This window comes from Pseudomonas syringae KCTC 12500 (assembly GCF_000507185.2).
GTDB lineage: Bacteria > Pseudomonadota > Gammaproteobacteria > Pseudomonadales > Pseudomonadaceae > Aquipseudomonas > Aquipseudomonas syringae.
On record NZ_AYTM02000002.1, the window covers coordinates 1,124,419 to 1,145,958 of the forward strand.

Genomic DNA, 21,540 nt, shown 5'->3' on the forward strand with positions numbered 1-21,540 from the left:
TGGAGGCCTGATCATGTCCGATACCCTTGAAAGCCGGCTCAACGAATCCTTTCGCGATGCGCTGGTAGCTTACTATCTGAGTGAGGTCGTACCCAACGACCCTATGCTGAAGCGCCTGGGCCTGGACCAGCGCTTGAAAACCGCCAATGACCTGTATGAGTTTTTTCTGCTCGACAATCAGGTCAGCAATGAAGTCCAGACCAGTTATGTCGCGTCGGCAATGAGCAGCCTGCAGCAGCTCATCAATGGCACGTTACTGGGCATGGAGCCGGGCTATGAAACGCTGCTGCCGACCGAAGCGCGCTTTGTCGAGTGGCGTGAACGCAGCAGTCAATACCCGATCTGGGCGGCCAATATGCAATTGGCACTGTATCCGGAAATCTATATTTCTCCAGCATTGCGCTTGAAGAAGTCCGGCTACTTCACGCAACTGGAAAACGATATCAATCAGAACAGGATCAATATCGACACGGCGCAAGATGCGGTAAAAGCCTACCTGGCCAGTTTTGAAGAAGTCGCCAACCTGACGATCATCAACGGCTACATCGACAGCGACCGATTCGCAGAAGGCAAGTACTACTTTATCGGCAAGTCGCGCGCCGAGAACATTTATTACTGGCGCACGGTGGACATGAATGAGCGTGCCTACCAGGAAGGCACTGAAGGGGCGAAGTTCGATAATCCGACACCCGGTGCCTGGTCCGACTGGAAGCGCGCCGAGATCGGCATCAATGCCAATACACTGGAAAGAACCATTCGCCCGGTGTATTTCAACAATCGGTTGTTTGTGACGTGGGTGGACCTGGTTCACGTGACCGAACAGGTAGCGGTTACGCTGCCCGAAGGCACGGTTAAGCCAGGCGCCGATGGCAGTATCCCCATCACCCCACCGGCTGACATCGCGCCCTTGACGGTGATCACACCCAATGTGCGTCTGGTATTCAATATTTCCTATAAAAAATATGACGACTCCTGGAGTGCGCCACAAATCTACATGGACGTGACCACACCCAATGTCTTCACCCGGGCAGGCAAGGCAGTCAACCTTGAAAACGACCTGAACAGTATTGCCATCTTCGATGTGTCGGCCTCCCCGGAATCGCTGTTTATCGCCATGTATGCGGGTGAAGCGCTGGCGCCTGGTGACACCGATGGATCAACATCGACCTATGCTTTTCTACACACGGCCTTTATCGACAAGAATTTCAACAAAACGCCAGCTTTTCCAGTTGCGAACTACGTAGACGCCGTTTCCGACAAGGCAGACCTGGGTCTGGAGCAACCTCGCGTGCGCAAGACCTGCTGGGCATTTGCTTTAAAGAACAAGGGGAATTTTCAGTTTACGTGGAGCTTGTATATCAGGCTAAAACCATCCCTGACAACATCTCCAAACGATGGCGACACCTGGTGGGACTACCAAGACCATCAGGAAGCAATAGCCCAGATGACCGGTGTCTATGCACCCCGCCTGGACCTTGAAAACTCCACAATAAAATTAAGCACTGCAATAAACAAGGACATCCTCATTAATGGTACTACTAAAACCACACTCGTATTGACTGAGCCAGCCAGCCAGTGGACGTTTGAGTTCATAACGACACCCGACGATCTCGACATCTACCATGAAAACTTTATATTACAGAACGGCTCAAACTTAAAAATCGAATCAACCGGAGGCTATTGGGGCGACCTGGCGCTGGACCTATATAGCGCTGTAGCCGCTCCCCCCTCAAGTACCACTTTCCTTCGCAACCCATACAATAGTTTTTACCGTATAGAACGATACACCACCTACTGGAACCTTAGAGACGGCAAACTGAAGGTGGGCGCTGTCGAGCTAATGTCTTTGGCGGCAACCGACCCGGAGGTCATATCCTGGGCACTCATAGCACTTATACAAGGCGAAACTTCATATAATCTGTATCCCTCTGCACACGTAGGGCCTCACTACACTGAGGCGCTTTCTTTCGCCCAATGGTTCGGTTACCCATCGGATATGAACGTCCCCCACAACAACTCGCAAAAGCAGCTGACCGCACGACCTCCGACCAGCAGCATTACAGCACCGAGCCGTTACGAAACAATCATTACATTCGATAAATCCACGCTTCTGCCAAATCTTCCGCAAACCCAATTCATCAGCGGATCGAAAAAGTTTTACATCACCCACGGCTTTGCCGTAAACACGCTAGTTCCCCCTGCCTGGATCGGTAACGCCCTCAAATCCACCGAAATAGAGCTGGAGTGGACAACCGCTGATGGGGGCGACCCTATCGCGCCCAAAATCAGCAAACGCATCAACGCCATTCTGGGGATCGCCGAATACATCGATTTCTCCGCCTCCAGCATTCGGTTCAGCGACAACTCCACCACCGACACCCGCGACCCCATCCGCATGAACACGCTGTTCGCCCGCGAGCTGATCAACAAGGCCAACATTGCGCTCGAAGCCTTGTTGTCCTGGGACACCCAGCAATTGCAGGAGCCGCCCATCGATGAAGACAACATCCCCGACCTGATGGACTTCAAAGGGGCCAACGGTCTGTACTTCTGGGAGCTGTTTCTGCATCTGCCGTTCATGATCTCCCATCGGTTGAATCTGGAACAACGCTTCACCGATGCCGAACGCTGGCTCGGGTTCATCTTCGACCCGGGCCGTAAAAAAACAGGCGACGCACCGGCTTACTGGAACGTTCGACCTCTGGTGGAGATACCGGACCCGGATTACTTTCTGCGCGCCCCTATCGACCCGGACGGCATCGCGGCAAGCGACCCGGTGCGCTATCAGAAAGCGGTGTATTTCCATTACATCAAAAACCTTATCGACCGCGGCGACATGGCCTATCGGCAACTGACGCCCGACAGTCTGGGCGAAGCCAAGCTGTGGTACGTGCGTATTCTCGATCTGCTCGGGCCGCGCCCGGATATGAAACTGACCAGCCAATGGACGCCGATGGCACTGGGCGATCTGGCAGCATCCACCAGTCCGGGACTGCGGGCTTTCGAGCAGCAGCTTGTCGAGCAGGAACAACAGGTACGTGCCAGCGCCGCCGTCAACGATGGCAAAGCCACTGTCAGTTTCAGCCAACCGTCCCTGCGCTTGAGCACCTTCAGCAGCGACCCGACATTGAACGAGGAAGACAGCGATCACTTCATCCTCCCGATGAATTCGGAGCTGGTCAAATACTGGGAGATGCTTGAGTCGCGCCTGTACAACCTGCGCCACAACCTCACCCTGGACGGCAAGCCACTGTCGCTGCCGCTGTTCGCCGCACCGCTGGACCCACGGGCGCTGCTCGCAGCCTACGCCAATGGCGCGACCGACAGCGGTGCAGGCAGCCGATTGGCTCAGGAAACGCCCCACTATCGTTACCCGGTCATGTTCGCCAGGGCCAGCGCGGCGGTGGAGACCCTGATCCAGTTTGGCTTCACCTTGCTGTCGATCATCGAGCGCAAGGAGCAGGGCCAACTGATGGAGTTGCAACAGCAGCAGGTCTGGGAGTTCGCCCAGTACGCCATTGACCTGCAGCTTGAGGCGCAAAAAGTCGAAGTTCAGGCACGCAAGGCATTGGAGGCCAGCAAAGCGGTCGTTGATGCAAGGGCCCGCTTTTACGGCACGCTGGCGGATGAAAATGTCAGCGCAGTCGAAATCGCGGCGGGTGCTGCAAAACTTGTTTCACGTATCGCAGAAAGCGCTGCCAGTGCGGCCAGCATCGTGGCTTCAGCTATGAAAGTAGCGCCTAATCACGCCGGTGTTCATGCCGGAGCAACCGGCGGGATGGCCGTAGGTGCCGCAGCCGGAGGGGCCGTAGGCGGCTTCCGGCTGGAAGGCATACCGGAAATGGTTGCAACTGGCGCTCATGCCGTCGCAGCAAGATCTGCAGCTGTCAGCGATGCACTGGAGCGCACGGAAATGTTCCGTCGGCGCCTCCAGGAATGGGAACACGCGCGCGATCAGGCCTTGCTCGAGTCCGAACAGATCACCTTGCAACTGACTGTCCACGACGCCCAGACCCGCGTTACCGCCTTGCAACTTCGTCAGGCTCAGGAAGCCAAAAAACAGGCCGAGACTGTCTATGCATTTCTCAACAAGCGCTTCACCAACAGCCAGCTCTATCAATGGCTCAATGGGCAGTTCTCGACCTTCTACTACCAGGCCTATGACGCCACGTTCTCACTGTGCCTGGCGACGCAAGCCAGCTGGCAGTATGAAATTGCCGACTACTCGGCCTCCTTCATCCAGCCCGCGGCCTGGAAGGATGCCTGGCGCGGCCTGACTGCTGGCGAGGCCCTGAAACTGAATCTGCTGCGCATGGACGCGGCCTATATGGCACGCAACGAGCGCAAAATGGAGATCGTCAAGACGGTATCGGTGCGCCAGCTGCCAATAACCGAGGGAGATGGTGCCGGGATCAATCACGGCTGGGATGCAGTGGTCGAGCGCCTGGCGCAAGACGGGATTGCCGAGTTCGAAATAACCCGAGCCATGCTTGACGAGGATTACCCGGGCCACTACCTGCGGCGCATCAAGCGCATCAGTGTGTCGTTGCCAGCAACGGTCGGACCATATCAGGACATCCGCGCCGCCCTGACCCAGTCGTACAGCGCGGTGCAGATGGACGCACAGCCTGACGGGCCGCTCAAGGAAAACATGCGTGCCAGCCAGCAGATCGCCTTGTCTACCGGCGTGGACGATGACGGCTTGTTCGTTTTCAACTTCGACGATGAGCGCTATCTGCCGTTCGAGGGCACTGGCGCAATCTCTCGCTGGACCCTGAGCTTTTCCAACCCGGCGGCGCAGCGCGACATGATCGACTCGATCACCGACATTATCGTGCACATGCGCTACACGGCGAAAAGCCGTTAACCGACTGGGAGCAAGCTCCATGGAAGCTCAATCGCAAAATCAATCGCCGCCGTCCCTGCAACCGGCTGTAGCCACTCCGTCATTACCCAAAGGTGGTGGCGCGATTCAAAGCATCGGCAAGGGCTGGGGAGCCGTTGGCACCAGCGGCGCGGCGTCACTGGAAATCGCCCTGCCGATCAGCCAGGGCCGCGGTTACGCGCCCGCCCTGTCGCTGAGTTATCAGAGCACTTCCGGCAACGGCGTATTCGGACTTGGCTGGAACCTGAACACCAGCAAAGTGGCGCGTCGTGCCAGCAAGGGCGTACCGAACTACACCGACGACGACCTCATTTTCGGCCCCGGAGGCGATGTCTGCCTGCCCGAACGCGACGACAGCGGCGCGCTGGTTTCGAGTCAGGTCAGCCGCTACAACGGTCATGATTTGAATGCGACTTATCAGGTGGTGCGTTACTTCAGCCGAGTCGAAGGGGCCTTTGCGCGCATCGAGCATTGGCGCGTAGACATTGCAGATCCCGGCTTCTGGCTGATCCACGGCGCCGACGGCAGCCTGAATCTTTATGGCAGGAGGACCTCGTCGCGCATTGCCGACCCGGCAGACATGAATCGGGTTGCCGAATGGTTGCTGGATGAAAGCATGAATGCCGTCGGCGAACACATCCTCTATGAGTACAAGCCCGAAGACCATCAGGGCCTGGCGGAGGATCACCCGAGAAACTTCCGCGCCCAACGCTACCTGAGCCGGGTTCGCTACGGCAATGCCAAGGCGCACCCCGTACTTTACCTGTGGCAGGAAGATTCGCTGGACGGTTTGCTATGGCATTTCGACCTGATATTCGACTATGACCAGCGCGACACCCGCAGTGACCCGCCCCCCGAATACGACGAGCAATTTACCTGGCCGGTGCGCAGTGATCCGCATTCAAGTTTCGCCTATGGTTTTGAGCTGGGTAATCTGCGCCTGTGCCGGCAGGTTCTGATGTTCCATGACTTCCCGGATGAGCTCGGAGAAGCGCCTCTGCTGACCCGGCGACTGCTGCTGGAGCATTATCAGACAGCTCTCGGCTATAACCTGCTGAGCGCAGCGCATTCGCAGGCATGGGATGGCACGGACTGGCGGCGCGTCGATCAGCAACCTCCTGTGCAATTTCAATACACCGATTTCAGTCTTGAGTCAGGCATCTACACGCCGCTGGAGCCCATGGCCGGTTTGAATGACGGCCAGCAATACCAGTTGGTCGATCTGTATGGCGACGGCTTGCCCGGCATTCTGTATCGAGACGACAAGGCGTGGCTTTATCGCGAACCGGTCCGTGATACCGCTGGCACAGAGGACGCCGTTGCCTACGGAACCTGTCAACCGCTACCCCGCATCCCCACGGCTGATTCAGCCACACCGGTACGTCAGGCCCTCACGGATCTGACCGGCGACGGGCGGCTGGACTGGGTTGTCGCCCAGCCGGGAATGGCCGGATTCTTTACGCTCAACCCTGATCGAAGCTGGTCGAACTACGCCACGTTCTCGGCTTTTCCTACAGAGTTTTTCCACCCGCAAGGCCAGATGGCGGACCTGGTCGGCGACGGGCTGTCAGATCTGGCCTTGATTGGCCCACGTAGCGTTCGCCTGTATGCCAACCGTCGAGCCGATGGATTCGCCGCAGCAGTGGACATCCCTCACGACGAGGATCGCCTGCCATTGCTCAGCGACAGTTCCACTGAACTCGTGGCGTTTAGCGACCTTCTGGGTACGGGGCAACAACACCTGATCCGGATCCGGCACAACGAGATCCGCGTCTGGCCAAACCTGGGCCGAGGCCGGTTCGGCAAGGGCCAGTTGTTTGCCACCCTGCCCTACACCTCTCAGGCCTTTGATTCGAGCCAGGTGCGGCTGGCGGACCTGGACGGTTCAGGTGCCAGTGACGTGCTGTACCTGCAAGCCGATGGCTTTCAGGTCTTCATGAACAGGGGCGGCAACGGTCTGGCCGCGCCCTTTGATCAGCCCTGGCCGGAGGGCGTGCGTTATGACCGGTTCTGCCAGTTCAGCGCGGTCGATCTGCTGGGCCTGGGTTTCTCCAGCCTGGTGCTGACCGTACCGCACATGGCGCCACGGCACTGGAGCCTTTATTACGCGGCGGACCGGGCAGGCTCGGTGCGAAAACCGTATTTGCTGAAGGCCTCGGATAACAATCTCGGTGCTGCCGGAGAAGTCAGCTATCGCAGTTCGGCGCAGGAATGGCTGGACGAAAAAAACGAGCTGCAGACCGCAGGCAGCGTTGCTGTCTCGGAATTACCGTTCCCGGTTCATGTGGTCGTCAGGCAAACCATGCAGGACAAGGTCACTGGCAATACGCTGACTCAGTTGTTCCGCTATCGGCAGGGTTTCTATGACCCTCGCGAACGGGAGTTTCGAGGCTTTGGCCTGCTCCTGCAGACCGACACCGAAACGTCGTCGCAGGATCAGGAAGACTTTACCGCTCCGGTATTGAACAAGACCTGGTTCCACACCGGACACTATCCTGCCAGACCCTGCACCGACCATGACCGCAGCGACCTACTGGCACGCCTGCCCGGCGAGCATGTGTTGTCCCGACTCGACGCCGCAACCCAGACAGAGCTGCCAATAACGGACGCGGATGACGCGACCTTGCAGGAAATGGCGCGAGCGCTGAGCGGCTCGGTACTGCGCAGCGAAGTCTTTGGACTCGACGCCAGTCAACGTCCCACAGTGCTGTATTCGACCCGGTCATGCCGCTATCTGGTTCGCCAACTGCAAGCATTGAGCGCACATCGACCCTACGCGTCGATGCTGCCACTGAGCCTGGAAGTCATCACCTATCGTTACGAGGCCGAGGAACTGGAGGACCCGATGTGCGAACACAGCCTGAACCTGGCGTGGGACCGCTACGGCTCGACGCTCCACTCAGTCAGCGTCAACTATGCCCGGCGCAAGAAACCGGGTGACGCGCCACCCTTTGCGGACCCTCACCAGCAACAATGGTGGGAGGCGTCACACGACGACGCCCAGCAACAGTCCTGCCTGAATGAAATGCACGCCGAAGCAATCCACCTGGACAGCCCGCAGAGCTGGCGTCTGGGGCTGCCTTACCGCACACGCGGCGACGCCATGCTCATTCCGGCAAGCGCCTTGACGCCTGAGCAGATCAGCTATGAACAGTTCGCCGATCCGTCCGGGCCCTTCGCAACCTTGCCACGTACGCTCACCAGTCTGTCGGTGCAACGCTACATCGGTTGCGGCGATGGCGAGGCGACCTTTCAGGCGCTGGCTGACGCCGTTGAAACGGCTGAACTGGATGATCATGCACTGAGCGCCTATGAGCGGGTCATGGACAGCGTCACTCTGGCCGAAAAACTCGTCGAGATCGGTTATCAGCAGATGCCAAGCTTTCTGCCAGCAGACAGCCTGAATCTATGGTCGGTAAAACGCGGCTTCGCCACCTACGCCGGTCAGGAGCACTTCTTTCATCCCACTCAGTTCAGGCCCACGCGCAGTCACGGCTGGAGTCTCGTCGAATACGACGCCTACCATCTGTTCGCGACTCGCATCACCGACCCGGCAGGCTGCGTCACTACCGCTGAATACGATTATCGTGTGCTGCAACCAAAACGAATCATCGACCCCAATCAGAACAGTCAGGAAGCTGATTACGACGCCTTCGGCAGAATATGGGCAACCAGCTTTTACGGCACGGAACTGGGTGAGGCAGTCGGTTTTCCTCCACTCAATCGCGCCGGGCATTATCGGGCTTCTGCCGGCGAGGTAGCGCTGCAACCCGAATACGCTCTGGGCAGGCAAGCCAGCGCGCTCTATTACGACGGCAACACGGCTCTGGGGCAAGTCCACATCCCGCTGGCCACCGCTGCCCTCGCGGCAGACCGCTACCCGGAAGACCTGGACAGGCAGATCCGCATCAGCATGGCGTCGATAGACGGCTTCGGTCGCACGCTGCAAACCCGTCAAAAGGTGGAGGACGGCAACGCCTATTCAGTCGATGAATGGGGCAATCTCGAACTGGTCGACGGTAGGCCGAAAATTGTCCACGCATCACCGCGCTGGCGTGTCAGTGAACGTGTGGAATACAACAATAAAGGCCTGACGGTGCGCGTTTACCGGCCGTATTTCGCCAACAGTCATCTGTATGTGAACGACGCATCGATACGCTCACAAAACATTGTCGACAAACAGTTCTACGACCCGCTGGGGCGTCCGACCATCACAATCACCGCCAAAGGCTGGATGCGCCGACAGACCTATCGGGTCTGGTACACCATCAGTGAGGACGAAAACGATACAGCCGAGGAAGTGCTGGCCGCGAGAAAGGCAGCCGAGCGTGGTTAATAGCGCGGTACATTCCCATACGCCGGAACTGCTCGTTTCCGAGGTTCGTGGGCTGGTCGTGCGCCAGGTCCTCTTACATCGAACAGAAGCCGCAGAAGCCGCAGAAGCCGCCGCAATGCGGGTTACCAAGCGGCGTTTCGACCTGGCAGGCAGAATGATCGCCGCCACTGACCCACGTCTGGCCGACGCCAACCGGAGCACTGTCTACAGCCTTGGCGGCAACGCGTTGGCCACCGAGAGCGTCGATGCCGGCTGGCGAGTTGCGCTGTTCGGCGAGGCTGGCCAGGTCTTGAATGGCTGGGACGCTCGCGGTAACGAGCGGCAGTTAGAGTACGACCTGCTGTTACGCCTGAGAAACATCATCGAACAAAATCGGTGTGCTGAGCGGTTCACCTATGGCCAGAAAGATGCGGCAGGACACAACCAGTGCAATCAACTGGTCCGCCATGACGATACGGCGGGCTCGCGCTTGCTGCAGGATTACAGCCTGCATGGGTCGGTACTCAGTGAAACACGACATTTCATGCTCGCCGCAGAAGCAGCGGACTGGCCATCAGCCGAGCCTGATCGTAATGAGCTGGTGGAGCCGGCCGGCCTTCAGACCTGTCGCGTTTTCAACGCACAAGGTGAAGTGCTGAAGCAGACCGATGCCAGTGGTAATAGCCAGCTTTCGACTCATAATCTGGCCGGTCAGCTGCACAGCACAGACCTGATATTGAACGACAGCATGCACGCGCGGACGCTGGTCAGCGCGATTCGCTATAACGCCTTCAATCAGGTCGAACAGGAAACAGCGGGCAATGGCGTAGTCAGCCTTTACGCCTATGATCAGCAGGACGGCAGGCTGATCGGGCTAAGCGCGATCTCTGCTGACGGCACGCTGCTGCAGCAACTCAATTACAGCTATGACCCGGTGGGCAATATCCTGCTCGTCAATGACGCGTCCCAACCAGACCGGTATTGCGACAACCAGCTTATCGAACCGATCAGCCATTACCGTTACGACACGTTGTATCAGTTGATCGAAGCCAGCGGCCGGGAGGTCAGAAACGGTGCCAGCCATGGTCCGGCGCTGCCCGGTCTGCAACCTCTGCCGACGCTCGATCCTTGCCAGGTCAGCAACTATAGACAGAATTACAGCTACGACGCAGCGGGCAATCTGCTGCAAATGCGCCACGAAGGCGCACACAACTTCACCCGCAACATGCACGTTGCCCCGGACAGCAACCGCAGCCTGCCCGACGATGACGGGGATGTGGATTTCGCTACGAGTTTTGATGCCAATGGCAACATGCTGAAACTGGTTCGCGGGCAGGTTATAGGCTGGGATGCGCGTAACCAGTTGCAGCACATCACCACTGTGCAGCGTAAAGACGCACCGAACGATGACGAACGCTATGTCTATGACGGCCAGGGTCAACGTTGTCGCAAGATCAGTACTGCTCAGGCATCAGGTCGCACACTGATCAATGAAGTGCGCTACCTGCCGGGGCTGGAAATTCGTACTACGGCCGATGGCGAAATCCTTCATGTCGTTACGACTCAGGCGGGTCGCAACAGCGTGCGGGTGTTGCACTGGGAGGCTGGAAAACCGGGCTTTATTGCGAACGATCAGGTGCGTCACAGCCTGGGTGATCATCTGGGCTCGAGCACGCTGGAGCTTGATCAGCAAGGCGGCCTGATCAGCCAGGAAAGTTATTATCCGTTCGGCGGCACGGCCTGGTGGGCGGCGCGCAGTGCGGTGGAAGCGAAGTACAAGACAGTGCGTTACTCGGGTAAGGAGCGCGATGCGAGCGGGCTTTATTACTACGGGGTCAGGTATTACGCGCCGTGGCTGCAGCGGTGGATCAATCCGGATCCGGCGGGGGATGTGGATGGGTTGAATCTTTTTTGTTTCTCAAGAAACACCCCTACCCTGTTGGTAGATCGAACAGGCTTCAACCCTTTCAATTTTAATGAGGTCCTTAATGAGTTAAACGCACAGGGCGATCCTGTCCAGGCGGTGGGCATTGAAAACACCACTCATTTGAACCCCGCTTTTGGCGGTACGCTGGCCGTAGCATTAGCGTCCAGTAAAAAAGGCCTGGCGTTTGCTCGACAAAAAATCAACCACATCAAGTTTGGACTCGCGACCGCGGAAGAGAAAGAGACTGTGCTTGGCTACTTTAGGAGCCCGGATGAAAGCAACGCCGAAGTGGACGCAAAAATACTGTCGGCGTCGAGCTTGGTCATGGGCAAACTGACTGCATTTGTTCAAAAATACGACGGTAAAAAAATAGTAAGCGTCGGTGGGCCTCGGGAAAGCCAGACGGCCGCTTGGCAATACACAGAAGACCCAGAGCATCATATATTCATGAGAGAGAACGTTGCGAATGAAAGTCCTAACACTGCGGCGTGGAATATTATCCATGAGGCATCCCACATAGCGTTACGCACACAAGACAGTTGGTATATTAATGTACCGGGCTCGACAGAGGAAAGCGCTTCAGGCTCGGCATCATACAGTGGCCGAATTGATATCCTCAGTCATGTGCAAAAACTTCAAAAGCGCTTTAGTGGATATATCTGGGACGGGCCAGATGCCGCAGAAGTTAACAGTATTACTTTTGAAAAAAACCCTTTGAGTCGCGCTGAAGCCATTTTGAATAACGCTGACTCCCTGTCCCTGCTGACCTCGTTTATCAATCAACGATTTAATGGACCGCTGGCAAGACTTACCATGACTCACAGCAGGCCATCAGATATGCCTGCACTTGATCTCGCGTCGCGCCCGGAGCAAAGACGTGTGGTTCAACGACGACTTTCCAATGGCTGATGCCGTCCGTGACGTCGCAACCCCATAGGACGGGGGTGAAATCGTTTTTCGCTAAGATTTTATCGAATGGAGCCGCACTGTACTCCGTATGAAAAGGCCCTTCGCGGGCCACGCCAGGTTGATAAGAGAACGTTTCGACATGAACGAAGCTACGCATGCCCACACACCAACGCTGGCAGTGACAGACCCACGATCGCTCACCGTGCGTAGCATCGCCTTACTACGTCAGGACTCAAACCAAGCCGCCGATAAGCGCGTGACGCATCAGACATACGATGTGGCGGGACGTATCATCGCTCAGCGAGACCCACGACTGAGCAGCGATGCATTGCCCACTATCAGCACACTGCATTCGCTTTCCGGCCTTCCTTTGCTGACCAGCAGCGTCGATGCTGGCTGGGGGGTTGTCTTGGCGGGCGAAGCAGGTCAAAGAATGGCGAGCTGGGACGGCCGTGGCAGTGAGCGAAATATTGAGTACGACGTTAGGTTGCGTCCCTTGGCCATCATTGAACAAGGTCGGGTCGTTGAGCGCTTTAGTTATGGCGACAGGAACGTAACGATCGGGCATAACCAATGCAATCAACTCGTCCGACATGACGATACAGCGGGCACACGCTTTTTCCCGGACTACGCATTGCAGGGGGCGTTGCTGACCGAGGCTCGGCAATTCCTTTTGTCGCTCGACGTGCCGGACTGGCCGGTCGCCGAAGCCGAGCGCGATGCCTTGCTTGAGCCGGCTCCGTTGCAAAGTCGGTGGAGATTCAATGCACAGGGCGAAGTCCGCGAGCAAGCCGATGCCATGGGTAACCGGCAGGTGTTCGGCCAGACCGTTGCCGGGCAATCGAAGACACTGAGCCTTATGCAAGCAGGCATTTCACAGCCGCAGGCATTGCTTGTCGATACCCGTTACAACGCGTTCAATCAAGTCGAACAGGAAACAGCGGGCAATGGCGTAGTCAGCCTTTACGCCTATGATCAGCAGGACGGCAGGCTGATCGGGCTGAGCGCGATCTCTGCTGACGGCACGCTGCTGCAGCAACTCAATTACGGCTATGACCCGGTGGGCAATATCCTGCTCGTCAACGATGCCTCGCAACCAGACCGGTATTGCGACAACCAGCTTATCGAACCGATCAGCCGTTACCGTTACGACACGGTGTATCAGTTGATCGAAGCCACTGGCCGGGAGGTCAGAAACGGCGCCGGCCATGGTCCGGCGCTGCCCGGTCTGCAACCTCTGCCGACGCTCGATCCTTGCCAGGTCAGCAACTACACACAGCGTTACAGCTACGACGCTGCGGGTAACCTGCTGCAAATGCGCCACGAAGGCGCACACAACTTCACCCGCAACATGCACGTTGCACCGGACAGCGATCGCAGCCTGCCGGACGATGACGGGGATGTGGATTTCGCTACGAGTTTTGATGCCAACGGCAATCTGCTGAAACTGGTTCGCGGGCAGGTTATGGGCTGGGATGCGCGTAACCAGTTGCAGCACATCACCACTGTGCAGCGTAAAGACGCACCGAACGATGACGAACGCTATGTCTATGACGGCCAGGGTCAACGTTGTCGCAAGATCAGTACTGCTCAGGCATCAGGTCGCACACTGATCAATGAAGTGCGCTACCTGCCGGGGCTGGAAATTCGTACTACGGCCGATGGCGAAATCCTTCATGTCGTTACGACTCAGGCGGGTCGCAACAGCGTGCGGGTCTTGCACTGGGAAGCTGGAAAACCAGATGCCATTGCGAACGATCAGGTACGTTACAGCCTGAGCGATCACCTGGGCTCCACCACGCTAGAGCTTGATCAGCAAGGCGGTCTGATCAGCCAGGAAAGTTATTATCCGTTCGGCGGCACGGCCTGGTGGGCGGCGCGCAGTGCGGTGGAAGCGAAGTACAAGACAGTGCGTTACTCGGGTAAGGAGCGCGAAGCGAGCGGGCTTTATTACTACGGGGTCAGGTATTACGCGCCGTGGCTACAGCGGTGGATAAATCCGGATGTATCCGGCGAGAATACTGACCTTAATCTTTATAGAATGCTAAGAAACAACTCTCTTAATCATGTTGACCTGAAAGGTAACGTAGCCATACCCCTTAACGCACATTTTTACTGGGAAGGTGGCGACATTCCAATACCGCACCTGCAGAACATGCTGCTTTTTAAAGAAATAAATCCCGACTACCAAGTCAATGTTTGGACATCCAAGGTAAAGCACCTGCTAAACCCATTAGCGGAAATGAGTGAAAGCAACGACCCTGCCGAACGCCATCTGGCATTGGCGCATGGCGATTCGTTAATACAGCGCAATCCTGAAAAGCTATTCAGCTCACTGGGCCAGGCCTACCCACACGCAAAAAAAATCGAAGCGATCTATAGCCGCGAGACAAATGGGCCTTATAAGAATTACGCTGCAGCCAGCGATATAATAGAGCTGGCCTCAACTTACATGGAGGGAGGCCTGTACATGGACGCGGATGTCGCGGTCGGACAGCCGCTCGGGAGCCTCGATGCACCCAATGGATTTCTTGTACACATTGAAGAAAATTTGACGTCTAACGCCGTACTCGCCTCCGCACCCCGAGGCAAAATGGCTGGTGAAATAATGGACACCATCGTTGACCTTTACACAACAAGCCCTAGTATGATGGAGAACAATGAAAATTATGGATGGGCAAAGAAACGCAGTACCCCGGGTGAAGGACTATTCAGCCGATTGAAGTTAACCATGCACATGACCGGCCCCTCGTTGATCCGCAGCTTCCTGCCGGCAACCGCGGAAGAAAATAAAGCCTACGCTGTACCTCATGATAAGTTTTTCTACCGTGAGACACCCCGCACAGATAACATGCAACCGGAACAACGATCACTGTCCAACATTTTTTTTCGCGGTTTCAAGCGCGGACTAAATGGTGAAGGACGCTGGGCAAATGTCCGCCCAGGCAGAAGAGCTTCAATATAATAAAACTTGAAACGTGATACCGTACAACGCACAGAGCAAGGCAATGACAATAAAGCCAATACACCTAAATCTGTACTACATTTCCCACAAAAAATGGAGATATTTCAGTGCGCTGCAAAGGTTGCTGACCACCACGTTCGATAAAAATAAAGATTACGCTGCTGAAACATATGGATACCTGTATGCAACGTAAGACCGATCGAACGTGGAGTTTTAAACATGGCATTTGACGCATATATCAAAATCGAAGGCATTCCAGGCGAAGCGCTGGATGATCGCTACAAGGACTGTATCGAGATCACCGGGTATGGTTTCGGCATGCACCAAAGTACTTCCGCCACGGCGAGTTCTTCAGGAGGCGCCTCGTCGGGTCGGACGTCCTTGAGTGATTTCACGTTCACCAAATCACTGGACAAGTCGAGCTGCAAACTCATGGAAACGCTGTGCGCGGGCAGGCATCTGAAGGAAGTCGTCTTGTCATTGCATCGTGCAGGCGGAGACAAGGTCAAATACTTTGAAGTGCTGCTGGAAGAAGTCATCATTTCCAACTACACCCAGCATGCCAATGATGGCATCCCCAGCGAGACCATCAGCCTGAACTACGGAAAAATCAAAACCACCTACACCCAGCAGAAAAGATCTGACGGTGCCGGTGGAGGGAATGTCTCGGGTGGCTGGAACCGCATCAACAACAAGGTCTATTCCTGACGTCTTGAACGCTCACGCATAAAACGTCACGACATGATCAAGGAAGGACTATGGCACGGCCATTTTTTACCGCCGCCTGGGCGGCTTCGCAACATATTTATGATCCGGTAGCGCCGGAAAAGCGAGTGGCAGAGGTGATTGGGGGGGTCGTCGCGAAGAACATAAACAACCCTGATCCTTCTACAAAATGGAGGAACACCTGTGCTGTTCGATTAAGTTACATCCTGAACCACTCAGGACTGAAGATACCTAAAGTATCTAAACAGACAGTCTCCGGCGCAGATCAGCACCAGTACTTCTTCCGTGTATCGAACCTGAAAAGCTTTTTGGAAACGCACTGGGGCAAGCCTGAAGTCGTCAAATACCCACCTTCTGACGGCGGAGCGCTTGCAAGAAAAAAAGGAATTATATTATTTGAAATATCGGGCTGGACAGACGCAAAAGGCCATGCAACGTTATTTGACGGCAATCTTTGCTATGACCATTGCTACTTTAACGAGCCCGACGTCAACTACCGTACGGATACGGCAAACTTTTGGAGCCTAACCTCATGAAGTTTCTCTTCACAGCCTTCACATTCTGTCTCGCACTCGTGACAACCGAGAGCTTCGCACATACAAAACCTTCATCACCAGAGGGCATGCACCGAAGCTATGAAAAAAACTTCAAGGACCTGGTCCTCGCTACCTGTATAGCAAACGCTTACGCATATGACGTAAAGGTCGGAATTGACGCTGGAAGTAGCGTCACCGCCATTGAGGACTGGGCAAATTACGACTGGGAAGTGGGGCCTGATGAAATACGAGCACTCGTAAAAAAGTATCTGACCAGAGATTATACAAACCCCTTAACCGAGTCCGAGATAAAAGGTGTGAAATTTGACCTTTTAAAGTGCCTGGATCTTTACCACAGTAAGGATCTGAATGACTTGACAAAAAAGACTGTCGTAAATCCAACACACACCTACATGCAAGACTACAAATAAAATCCATATTCACAGGGAGGTTCGTAGAATGAAATCACGTCTTGCGGCCCTTACAGCATCTCTAGTCTTGGCACCATCCAACTGCTTTGCCTACACCCCCACCTCATCGCCCGAAGGAATGTACAGAACCTTTGAAAAAAACTACAAGGAAATGGCGCTAGCCACCTGCATAACCACCGCTTATAAATATGACGTAAACGTCGGAATTGACGCGGGCAGCAGTGTCAGTGCGATGCGTGACTGGACCTACTATGACATGGAAAAAAGTCCTCTTGCCGTCAAGGCCCTGGTTGAAAAATACCTCGCGCGAGACTACACAAACCCGTTGGCCGAATCCCAGATCAAGGGTATAAAATTCGACCTGCTGAAATGCCTGGACATGTATCACAGCAAGGAGCTCGACGCGTTGACGAAGAAGGTCGTGACCCACCCGAATCAGAGCTACATGCAGAATATCAAAAAGCCTTAACCACTCCCTTCATGCAACAAGCCTGTCCGGCAAACGCTGCACAGGCTATTTTCATTACATGCGCTCTACTCCGCACATTATCTATAGGGCGGAGACACATCATGCTGATTCAATGTGATCCGATAGTTTCTTAAGGTCTCGCCCTCGGTGATGTACTGCTTGCTGAAATACTGACAAACAGCCCTCGTCACTTCCCCCGCCTACACCGAAAACATCTTCAGAAAACCCATTTCGATAATTCTTGTAGGAATTATCAGCAGGACGCATCCCTTCCAATTGAAGGAAATTTCCGAGAAAATCCCGGCCTCTTGCGCTTGGCTATTCAGGTCTCTAGCCTTCATCGATCGCTGCCCAATCAGCGATCAGGTTTGGTAGACCTGCTTTTGCTGGCGCAATGTGCCACCTCCGCGAGGCGATCTCTTTCGTCCCGTTTTCATGGTGGCCGTGCGCATGGCATCTCCGGATGCACCGGGTGCCAGCAGCCGGTCTACCAACTTGCACACGGCCGCCACCTTATCGTTTGGTAGCGATGAGTGACGGCTCCCACAAGTTCTGCTGGAGTTGCAAACATGCCCGATAAAATCGTCCCCGACCCGCCCACCGCCCTGTTCACCGTCAACGCATCCGTCAGCCAGGAGGAAGCGCTCAACTACACTTCGGATCTGCTGCGCTGCATCATTACGACGGCCTATGAGTCCGGCGACAGCACTCAGGGCACCAGCCGTGATCTGGCGTTTTCGGTGTTGCACATGGCCGAGATGGCCAAAGCCATGGTTGACCGCTCACTGGAATGCATCGTTTGACCAGATGACAAGCCGGGGCCACGCCTGGCCCCGCGCAAACCTCAGTTACGCTGATCCAGCAAGTTCACCACCAGCCGGTCGATCCAGCCCCACAAGCGCTGCTTGACCCGTCGCCACAGCGGTCTGGCCTTCCAGTCTGCCAGCGTGGTTTCGGCGCTCAGGGCGAAGTCTTTTTCGAAGCTGGCGACCACGTCGCGGGTCAGTCCGGGGTCGAGGGCTTCGAGGTTGGCTTCCAGATTGAAGCGCAGGTTCCAGTGATCGAAATTGCACGAGCCAAGACTCACCCAGTCGTCGATCAGGACCATTTTCAGGTGCAGAAAGCAGGGCTGGTATTCGAACACCTTGACCCCGGCGCGTAGCAGGCGCGGGTAGTAGCGTTGACCGGCATAGCGTACGGACGGGTGATCGGTGCGCGGTCCGGTCAGCAGCAAACGCACATCAACGCCACGCGCCGCAGCCCTGCGCAAAGAGCGGCGAACTTTCCAGGTGGGCAGAAAGTAAGGGGTCGCCAGCCAGATCCGCTTTTGCCCGGTGTTCAGCGCACGCACCAGCGATTGCAGGATGTCGCGGTGCTGGCGGGAATCGGCATACGCCACGCGGCCCAGCCCCTCGCCGGTTGTCGGGGCCTTGGGCAGGTGATCAAGACCGAAGTTTTCTTTCGGACGCCAGGCGAACCGCCGGGCGTTGGCGTGGAACTGCCGGTTGAACAGCGCCTGCCAGTCAATCACCAGCGGCCCGGTGATTTCGACCATCACTTCGTGCCACTGGCTGGCGTCCTTGTCCGGCTCCCAGAACTCGTCGGTCACACCCGTGCCGCCCACCACGGCCAAGGCCTTGTCCACCAACAGCAGTTTGCGATGGTCGCGGTAGAAGTTGCGCACGCCGCGCCGCCAGTGGATCGGATTGTAGAAACGCAGAATCACACCGGCATCGGTCAGTTGCTTGCGCAGGCCGGCGTCGAAGGCTTTTGAACCGAAGTCATCGAACAGGCAGCGCACGATCACGCCACGCCTGCCCGCCTCGACCAGCGCGCGCACGATGGCGTCGGCGCAGGCCCCGGCTTCGACCAGGTACAACTCCAGATCGACCTGCTGCTCGGCGCGATCAATGGCTGCGATCATGCGCGGGAAGAACGCAGGGCCGTCGATCAGCAATTGAAAGCGGTTGTTTTCACGCCACGGAAAAATCGCACCGTTCATATCAGCGCGCCGTGAAGATCAGGACAGCCCCGACCGGGACCGAGAGGCTCACCGCCGACAATCCCGCGGCGTTGCGCAAAGCTTTGAAATCCGGGGCCATATCGAAATCCTGGGCATGGATCACCAGCGGCTCGAGCGTCACGACCTGAAAGCGCCGCTCGTCGAGACGCGTCGCCAGCAGCTCGGCGTTATAGCTGTGGGTCTTGCCGCGCAGGCTGACGGTCAGCGGTAAACGCAGTTCCAGTTGCGCACCGGGCGCGAGGTCGTTGATCGGGCGCATGTCGAGCTGCGCATTGATCTGAGCAGTCGGAAACTTGCGCACCTGAAACACCTGCTCTCGAAGGCGCTCGTCGCGCAGAGGGATGCCGGTGCTGACTGAATCGGTTTCAACTTCCACTTCAGCCAGCCCCTTGGCGTCGACTTTGCCGTGCAGCACGAGAAAGCGATGCACTTCGGCAATATCGGCATTTTTGGTCGAGGTGAACGAGAGTCGCGACGACTCGTTATCCAGATACCAGTTCGCATGGGCAGGTAACGCCACTGCGGCCAGCAGGACCAGCAGCAGGCGATTCATAGTGAGCATGCAGACTCCAGACTTACAATTGAGGGCCACCTTATCCGCCTGTCTGACCGCTGGCAAACGACTGCGTTCGGCGGCACCCCATCAAGCCCTCATGGCAGCAGGCGACAGCCCTGTCGCTCACCCTGCCACGACGCGCTGCTGATGCGTCCCAGGCCGCTGGCAATGACCCGTTTCTGACTGCTGTCGTCGACCAGGGTGCTGGGCAGATACTGCTTGATGTAGCCCTGGCAATACGCTTCGGAATTGTTCATGACGTACCTGCATGAGCAGTATTCCTTGGCGGTGTAGGCACTGATGATGGTCGGAAATGCCTGCAGGTTCACACGGTACTGCCAGGCGAGTACGGCAAGTGCGGCAACGATCAGCAACAGCAGGCTGCTGAAGGGACGGCGCAGGATGAACATTCGACGCGTGCTCATTGACCGCCCTCCTTGCCAAACGCGGCCTGTACGCGCTTGAGCATCTCATTGTGGTTGTAGGTACTGTCGCGGTCATCGGCATAGCGCACGATCACCAGCTTCTGATCGGGAATCACATACAGCGCCTGCCCCCAATGCCCCAGTGCCGCGAAGGTGTCAGGGGGAGCGTCCGGCCACGGTCCTTTGCCGCCATCGGCAGTACGGTTGAGCCACCATTGGCCTCCGGGCACTTCAACGCTGGCATCCACGCCTGCACCGGCAAACGGCATCAGCGCGAAGTCCATCCACTCCTTGTTGAGCAGTTGCCGATCCTGCCATTGCCCGCCGCGCTGCATCAGCAGGCCGATGCGGGCCAGATCGCGGGCGGTCATGTAGGCATAGGAAGAGCCTACAAATGTACCCGCGCCATCGGTTTCCCAGACGGCACTGCGAATGCCGAGCGGGTCGAACAGCGCGGTCCATGGATAACCCGGATAAGCCTCATCGCCGACCATCTTTTTCAAAGCCGCAGCCAGGACGGTGCTGTCGCCGCTGGAATAAAGGTAAGTCTTGCCGGGGGGTTGGGCAGCGCGGTGATCGGCGGTGAAGCGTGCCATGTCGTCACGCCCGCGGGTGTAGAGCATGGCGACCACCGAGGAGTTGAGCGGAGCGTATTCGTAGTCTTCCTGCCAATCCAGACCCGACGCCCAGTGCATCAGGTCTTTGATGGCGATCTCGGGGTGCGCCTTGAACGGCGTGTAGAACTTCGCCACCGGATCATTCAGTTGAAAGCGCCCTTCTGCAAACGCCACGCCCAGCACTGTCGCCATGACGCTTTTGCTGATCGACCAGGTCAGGTGCGGCGTTTGCGCAGTGGTTACACCGCCGTAGCGCTCGAAAACAACTTCGCCGTCACGAATCACCAGCAGCGCATCGGTGCGTATGCCCTTGCGCGTGGCGTCGTCACGGGGCGGGAAGGCGTAAGCCTCAAGCTCTTCGATGGCCGCTGATCGCGGCACAGACTGAGAAGGCCATTGCTCTGCCGGCCATGTTTGAGCAACGACGCCCTGGGCACTGAAGCCCAGGATTAGAACCAGACACAGACTGACAAATCCACGCAGCATGACAAGGCCTCTACAGAATGATCCGCACACCGTATCAGCGTTTCATGACAGTCAGCTATCAACCCGAGAGCAGACGCAGAGCGTCCAGAACGGCATGCCTACGCGAGCATGGGGACGATAGTCATCCTTTGTACGCCGCTCGTTCCTCACGGCGGCGTGGGAACGCATTCACATGACGCTCTGCGTCACAAATCTGCGCCGCCCTGCAACCCTCAAGACCTGACTTGGAGGAAATGGCCACAGCGTTTCCCGTCACACAACCATCACCAA

At 56.6% G+C, this 21,540-nt stretch carries 13 protein-coding genes; 9 read left to right on the plus strand and 4 right to left on the minus strand.

Annotation, left to right across the window (positions count from 1 at the left end):
- Nucleotides 1-13 precede the first annotated feature (13 nt).
- The 9 genes from V476_RS05410 to V476_RS05450 all read left to right on the plus strand — a co-directional run bounded on the left by V476_RS05410 (nt 14) and on the right by V476_RS05450 (nt 17,966).
- Complete coding sequence (locus V476_RS05410; RefSeq protein ID WP_024959718.1) at nt 14-4,867, plus strand: Tc toxin subunit A-related protein; 4,854 nt, start codon at nt 14-16, stop codon at nt 4,865-4,867.
- A gap of 19 nt (nt 4,868-4,886) precedes the next feature.
- Nucleotides 4,887-9,221, plus strand: coding sequence for a SpvB/TcaC N-terminal domain-containing protein (locus V476_RS05415; protein WP_024959717.1), 4,335 nt, complete (start codon nt 4,887-4,889; stop codon nt 9,219-9,221).
- Nucleotides 9,214-12,036 carry an RHS repeat-associated core domain-containing protein gene (locus V476_RS05420; RefSeq protein WP_024959716.1) on the plus strand — a complete coding sequence of 941 codons (2,823 nt, stop codon included), beginning with the start codon at nt 9,214-9,216 and terminating at the stop codon, nt 12,034-12,036. Before V476_RS05415 ends, V476_RS05420 begins: the two co-directional genes overlap by 8 nt.
- A 139-nt stretch (nt 12,037-12,175) precedes the next feature.
- Entirely contained in the window at nt 12,176-15,001 is a 2,826-nt protein-coding gene (locus V476_RS28805) for an RHS repeat-associated core domain-containing protein (RefSeq protein ID WP_024959715.1), read from the plus strand.
- Between the two features lie 219 nt (nt 15,002-15,220).
- Nucleotides 15,221-15,709 carry an Hcp family type VI secretion system effector gene (locus V476_RS05430; RefSeq protein ID WP_003313472.1) on the plus strand — a complete coding sequence of 163 codons (489 nt, stop codon included), beginning with the start codon at nt 15,221-15,223 and terminating at the stop codon, nt 15,707-15,709.
- Nucleotides 15,710-15,759: 50 nt separating this feature from the next.
- Nucleotides 15,760-16,263 carry a type VI secretion system amidase effector protein Tae4 gene (locus tag V476_RS05435; RefSeq protein WP_003313474.1) on the plus strand — a complete coding sequence of 168 codons (504 nt, stop codon included), beginning with the start codon at nt 15,760-15,762 and terminating at the stop codon, nt 16,261-16,263.
- A complete protein-coding gene (locus V476_RS05440) occupies nt 16,260-16,694 on the plus strand; it encodes a type VI secretion system amidase immunity protein Tai4 (RefSeq protein WP_024682594.1) in 435 nt (144 codons plus the stop codon). The genes V476_RS05435 and V476_RS05440 overlap by 4 nt, the downstream gene beginning before the upstream one ends.
- 28 nt (nt 16,695-16,722) lie before the next feature.
- Nucleotides 16,723-17,163, plus strand: coding sequence for a type VI secretion system amidase immunity protein Tai4 (locus V476_RS05445; protein ID WP_024959714.1), 441 nt, complete (start codon nt 16,723-16,725; stop codon nt 17,161-17,163).
- 569 nt (nt 17,164-17,732) lie between these two features.
- Nucleotides 17,733-17,966, plus strand: a complete 234-nt coding sequence (locus tag V476_RS05450) for a DUF6124 family protein (RefSeq protein WP_024959713.1) — start codon at nt 17,733-17,735, stop codon at nt 17,964-17,966.
- A 41-nt stretch (nt 17,967-18,007) separates the two neighbouring features.
- Here V476_RS05450 and V476_RS05455 read toward each other — a convergent pair whose 3' ends face one another.
- The 4 genes from V476_RS05455 to V476_RS05470 form a co-directional block, all read right to left on the minus strand.
- Nucleotides 18,008-19,165, minus strand: a complete 1,158-nt coding sequence (locus tag V476_RS05455; RefSeq protein ID WP_024959712.1) for a phospholipase D-like domain-containing protein — start codon at nt 19,163-19,165, stop codon at nt 18,008-18,010.
- Nucleotide 19,166: 1 nt separating this feature from the next.
- Nucleotides 19,167-19,748, minus strand: coding sequence for a YceI family protein (locus V476_RS05460; RefSeq protein WP_004416281.1), 582 nt, complete (start codon nt 19,746-19,748; stop codon nt 19,167-19,169).
- A gap of 89 nt (nt 19,749-19,837) precedes the next feature.
- Complete coding sequence (locus V476_RS05465) at nt 19,838-20,167, minus strand: hypothetical protein (RefSeq protein WP_024959711.1); 330 nt, start codon at nt 20,165-20,167, stop codon at nt 19,838-19,840.
- Nucleotides 20,164-21,270 (minus strand): serine hydrolase domain-containing protein, encoded by a 1,107-nt coding sequence (locus tag V476_RS05470; RefSeq protein ID WP_024959710.1) that lies wholly within the window; start codon nt 21,268-21,270, stop codon nt 20,164-20,166. Before V476_RS05470 ends, V476_RS05465 begins: the two co-directional genes overlap by 4 nt.
- Nucleotides 21,271-21,540: the final 270 nt, after the last annotated feature.

Bases quoted from the DNA above. Each gene is read 5' to 3' on its own strand.
- V476_RS05410 (WP_024959718.1), top strand. From the start codon at position 14: ATGTCCGATACCCTTGAAAGCCGGCTCAACGAATCCTTTCGCGATGCG.
- V476_RS05415 (WP_024959717.1), top strand. From the start codon at position 4,887: ATGGAAGCTCAATCGCAAAATCAATCGCCGCCGTCCCTGCAACCGGCT.
- V476_RS28805 (WP_024959715.1), top strand. From the start codon at position 12,176: ATGAACGAAGCTACGCATGCCCACACACCAACGCTGGCAGTGACAGAC.
- V476_RS05430 (WP_003313472.1), top strand. From the start codon at position 15,221: ATGGCATTTGACGCATATATCAAAATCGAAGGCATTCCAGGCGAAGCG.
- V476_RS05435 (WP_003313474.1), top strand. From the start codon at position 15,760: ATGGCACGGCCATTTTTTACCGCCGCCTGGGCGGCTTCGCAACATATT.
- V476_RS05440 (WP_024682594.1), top strand. From the start codon at position 16,260: ATGAAGTTTCTCTTCACAGCCTTCACATTCTGTCTCGCACTCGTGACA.
- V476_RS05445 (WP_024959714.1), top strand. From the start codon at position 16,723: ATGAAATCACGTCTTGCGGCCCTTACAGCATCTCTAGTCTTGGCACCA.
- V476_RS05450 (WP_024959713.1), top strand. From the start codon at position 17,733: ATGCCCGATAAAATCGTCCCCGACCCGCCCACCGCCCTGTTCACCGTC.
- V476_RS05455 (WP_024959712.1), bottom strand. From the start codon at position 19,165: ATGAACGGTGCGATTTTTCCGTGGCGTGAAAACAACCGCTTTCAATTG.
- V476_RS05460 (WP_004416281.1), bottom strand. From the start codon at position 19,748: ATGCTCACTATGAATCGCCTGCTGCTGGTCCTGCTGGCCGCAGTGGCG.
- V476_RS05465 (WP_024959711.1), bottom strand. From the start codon at position 20,167: ATGAGCACGCGTCGAATGTTCATCCTGCGCCGTCCCTTCAGCAGCCTG.
- V476_RS05470 (WP_024959710.1), bottom strand. From the start codon at position 21,270: ATGCTGCGTGGATTTGTCAGTCTGTGTCTGGTTCTAATCCTGGGCTTC.